We start from the raw sequence: 4,686 nt of genomic DNA on the forward strand, positions 1-4,686 counted from the left end.
CGCTCCGTCGCCAGCAGGCGGCGCAGGGCAGGGACGGGCGGCTCTCCGCGATGGCAGGCGGCGGCCCAGGCCCGGGCGGCGTCGAGCAGCAGACGCTCGGCCGCGGGCAGGTCCTCCGGGGTTGCGGTGGTGAAGGGCCAGGCGGGCAGGCCGCGTGTCGCCATGGGCTCGGAGTCTCCTGTGCGAGGCGGTCGTGATACTGCAATTGAGAATGAGTCGCAAATGCGGGGTTTCGGGACGCGGCTCAGCGGAAGTCGCGGGAAGGGGGCATCGCAGCGCTTCCCTTCCTCGCCGCCCGGATCGCCGGGTCGCGCGGATCGTGCAGGTTGGGGCTGCGCACCTCGTCGGCATTGGCGAGCACGCGGTCCCAGTTCGCGTCCTCGAGCGTGTGGAGGCCGTCGAGCAGCCCCGACCAGTCGTACAGGTGCCGCACGACGAGGTGGATGATCGGTACCTCCTGCGTCTCGGTGCGCTCGACGCGGCCTTCGGCCAGCACCAGCCTTGCGCCGACCACCGCGGCGCGGTCGCGCGCGACGATGTCGGGGTAGAGCACCAGGTTCGCGACGCCGAACTCGTCCTCGACGGTGAAGAACACCACCCCCTTCGCGCTGCCCGGGCGCTGGCGCACCAGCACGAGGCCGGGGAGGCGGATCCAGCGGCCCTGCCGCGCGGCGGCAAGACTGCGCGTGTCGGCGCCGCCGAACTCCGTCAGCTTCGGCCGCAGCAACGCCAGCGGGTGGCGGCGGAGCGAGAGGCCGGTCGCGGCGTAGTCGAGCACCGTCTCCTCTCCCGCGGTCTCGGCAGGCAGCGTCGGCTTGCGGTCGTCGCGCGCTTCGGACAGCGGCAGCGGCGCCTCGACGCCGGCGGCCTCCCACATCGCGTGGCGGCGGCCATCCGCCAGGCTGCGCAGCGCATCGGCGCGGGCGAGCGCATCCATCGCGCCGCGATCGAGCCGCGCGCGGCGCGCGAGATCGGCGACGTCGGCGAAGGGCGCATCGCGCCGCGCTTGCATGATCGCGCGCGCGTCGTCTTCCTTGAGACCGGCGACGAGGCGCAGGCCGAGGCGAAGGGAGGGAGGATTACCCCCACCCCAACCCTCCCCCGCTCCGCGGGAGAGGGAGCAAGGCGCGCCGACGATCCCTCTCCCGCGGAGCGGGGGAGGGTGGCCGCGAAGCGGCCGGGTGGGGGTTTCGACTGCGCCGCCCTCCTCCAGGGTACAATCCCAATCCGACCACACGACATCGATCGGCCGGACCTCCACGCCGTGCTCCTTCGCGTCGCGCACGATCTGCGCCGGTGCGTAGAAGCCCATGGGCTGGCTGTTGAGCAGCGCGGCGGCGAAGGCTGCCGGGTGGTGGCGCTTGATCCAGGCGGAGACATAGACGAGGCCCGCGAAGCTCGCGGCGTGGCTTTCCGGGAAGCCATAGGTGCCGAAGCCCTCGATCTGCTTGAAGCAGCGCTCGGCGAAGTCCTGGTCGTAGCCGCGCGACACCATGCCGCCGATGAAGTCCTGGCGGAATTTCCAGATCTCGCCGGTGTTGCGGAAGGTCGCCATCGCGCGCCGCAACTGGTCCGCGCGTGACGGAGAGAACCCCGCGCCGACGATCGCGATCTGCATCGCCTGCTCCTGGAAGAGCGGCACGCCGAGCGTCTTGCCGAGCACGCCCTTCAGCTCCTCCGACGGATACGCGACCGGCTCCTCCTCGTTCCGGCGGCGGAGGTAGGGATGCACCATGTCGCCCTGGATGGGACCCGGCCGCACGATCGCGACCTGGATGACGAGGTCGTAGAACGCCTTGGGACGCAGCCGCGGCAGCATGTTCATCTGCGCCCGGCTCTCCACCTGGAAGACGCCGAGGCTGTCGGCGCGCGACAGCATCGCATAGGTCTCGCGGTCGTCCTGCGGCACCGTGTGCAGCGCGAGGCGCGGTCCGCCCGCGCCGGCAATGAGATCGAAGGCGCGGCGGATGCAAGTGAGCATCCCGAGACCCAGCACATCCACCTTCAGGATGCGCAGCGCCTCGATGTCGTCCTTGTCCCACTCTATGGTGGTGCGGCCTTCCATCGCGGCCTTCACCACCACCGTGTGCTCGGTGAGTGGCCCGCGGGTGATGACGAAGCCGCCGACATGGGTGGCGAGGTGGCGGGGGAAGTCCTGGATCTCCTCGGCGATCTCCATCGCGTGGCGGATGCGCGGGTCCGCGTCGGGGCGGAGCCCGTTGTCCTCGGCGATCTCGGTCAGCGACTTCTCGCCCGCGCCCCACACCGACTTGGCCAGCCGCGCGGTGACGTCCTCCGTCAGCCCCATCGCCTTGCCGACCTCGCGGATCGCGCTGCGCTCGCGGTAGCGGATCAGCGTGGCCGTCAGCGCGGCGCGGTCGCGGCCGTATCTCGAAAAGATGTGCTGGATCACCTCCTCGCGCCGCTCATGCTCGAAATCCACGTCGATGTCGGGCGGCTCGTCGCGCGCCGCCGAGATGAACCGCTCGAAGAGCAAATCGTGCTTGTCGGGGGCGACCGCGGTGATGCCGAGCGCGTAGCAGACGGCGGAATTGGCGGCCGAGCCGCGGCCCTGGCAGAGGATGTCCTTCGACTGCGCGAAGCGCACGATCTCGTGCACCGTCAGGAAATAGGCCGCGTAGTCCAGCTGTGCGATCAGCCGCAGCTCATGCGCGATCTGGCGTGCGACCTTGTCGGGCACGCCTTCCGGCCAGCGCTCCAGGCAGGCGGCGGCGGCGCGCGCTTCCAATGTCTGCTGCGGCGTGCGGCCGGGATCGAGGATCTCGTCGGGATATTCGTAGGAGAGGTCGCGCAGCGAGAAGCTGCACGCGTCCTTCACGCGCAAGCTGGCGGCCAGCGCTTCCGGATGGCGGGGCAGGCGGCGCGCGACCTCCTCCGGCGCCAGCAGATGCGCCTCCGCATTCGGCTCCGCGTGGTAGCCGAGCGCTTCCACCGTGGTGCCGAGGCGGATCGCGGCGAGGACGTCGGCGACGCGCCGGCGCGACGCGACATGGTAGCGCACGCCGCCCGATGCGATCAGCGGCAGGCCGATCGCCCCCAGCGCATCGAGCCGTGCCTGGTCGTCGCCGCGGCAGCGATGGTCGACGGCGCAGAAGAGCGGCAGCGCCAGCCGGCGCCGCAGCGCCTGCGCATCGGCGCGTGCGCGACGCGCGAAGTCGGCCGTGATCTGCGCGGGCGGGATCGCGGCCAGGACGCTGCCCTCGGCGCCGGCGAGCAGCATGTCGCGCGTCAGGCGCGTCTCGCCCTTCTCGCCCTCCATCCGCGCTTCCGACAGCATCCGGCAGAGCCGGCCCCAGGCGGCGCGGTCGGTGGGCCAGGCGAGGTATTCGGCGCCGTCGTCCAGGCAAAGCCGGATACCGGCGACGAAGCGGATGCCCACCTGCTCCGCCGCGACCAGGCCGCGCACCAGGCCGGCGACGGAGTTGCGGTCGGCAATGCCGATCGCCGGCATCCCGAGCGCCTTTGCCGCGACGACGATCTCGCGCGGATGCGACGCGCCTTCGAGGAAGGAGAAGTTCGACAGCGCGCCGAGTTCGGCGAAGAGAGGTGTGGTCGTCATCCGCTCTCAGACCGGTGCCATCTCACCCCCACCCCAACCAGCCGACGTAAGCGGCGACGATGCCGCCGCAACTCTGGCGTCCGACGCCTTTGGCGTCGTACCCCCGCAAGCGGGAGAGGGAGCCGGTTGCGCCGACGATCCCTCTCCCGCTTGCGGGGGAGGGTGGCTGAGCGAAGCGAAGCCGGGTGGGGGGTACGCCGCGCTCACCTCACATCCGCCCATGCACGAACCAGCGCGCCTCCGCGCCGAAGCCGGAGCGGCAGACCCAGAGCCGCGCGCCATTCGCCAACTCCACCCGGTAGTAGTCGCGGCCCGGCCGCGCCTCACGCCACCATTCCGCCTCGAGCCGCTCCGGACCTTCGGCGGCGCGCACGCGATGACCCAGTCTGCCGATACGCAGGAGCGAGGGGGGCGCGTCCGGCAGCAGCGCCATGGCACCCACCTCGAAGGGACGACGCAGCAGCCGCACGGGACGCGGCGCACGCGGCCAGCCCGGCAGGACCTCCACCGTCGCGGTCGCCGCGACGCGCATCGCCTCGCGCTCGGGCCAGTGGCTCGCGGCCGGCGCCAGGCGCCAGACCTGCACGCGCTGCGAAAGCCTGTCGAAGAGCCGCACCAGTTCCTCGCGCTGCGCCACGCCGCCCACGAAGCCGGCCTGCGTGCCCGCCATCTCCTCCGTCACCTCGGCGGCGAGCGCGATCCGCTCGAAGCCGAAGCCGGGCTCCAGCCGTTCCAGCCTCTCGGCGAAGAGGCGCATCAGATGCGCGGGATCGCGCGCGGCAAGTCCGGTGCCGATCGCGACCTCCTGCACGCCGCCATCCACCCGATGCGCACGCAGCACCACGCGCCGCGCGCCACGCCCCGCCGCCTCCAGCCTGCGGCAGAGCGCGCGCAGCAGCGCCTCCACCACGACATCGATGGCCTCGCGCGTGATCAGCGGCTCCAGTACCTCGCGCGCAACCCAGAACTCGGGCGGCGGGCGGATGGGGGAGATCGGCGCGGCGACCTCGCCCGCCGCCTCGTCCAGCGCGCGCAGCAGCGCCGCGCCGAAGCGCCGCGCGAGGGGCCCGCGCGGCTGGCGCCGCACCTCGCCGATGCGCCGGAGC

2 protein-coding genes are annotated in these 4,686 nt (G+C 72.3%); both read right to left on the reverse strand.

The annotated features are described in order from the left end of the window. Nucleotides 1-244: 244 nt before the first annotated feature. Nucleotides 245-3,580, reverse strand: coding sequence for an error-prone DNA polymerase (locus L2I40_RS19265; RefSeq protein ID WP_237216805.1), 3,336 nt, complete (start codon nt 3,578-3,580; stop codon nt 245-247). A gap of 208 nt (nt 3,581-3,788) precedes the next feature. Further along, the coding region (locus tag L2I40_RS19270) for a DinB/UmuC family translesion DNA polymerase (protein WP_456305753.1) at nt 3,789-4,686 on the reverse strand (898 nt) is incomplete at its 5' end.

It is taken from the genome of Falsiroseomonas oryziterrae (assembly GCF_021864505.1).
In the GTDB taxonomy this organism is placed as follows: Bacteria; Pseudomonadota; Alphaproteobacteria; order Acetobacterales; family Acetobacteraceae; genus Falsiroseomonas; species Falsiroseomonas oryziterrae.

Coding starts and splice junctions, on each gene's coding strand:
- L2I40_RS19265 (WP_237216805.1), bottom strand. CDS start 3,580: ATGACGACCACACCTCTCTTCGCCGAACTCGGCGCGCTGTCGAACTTC.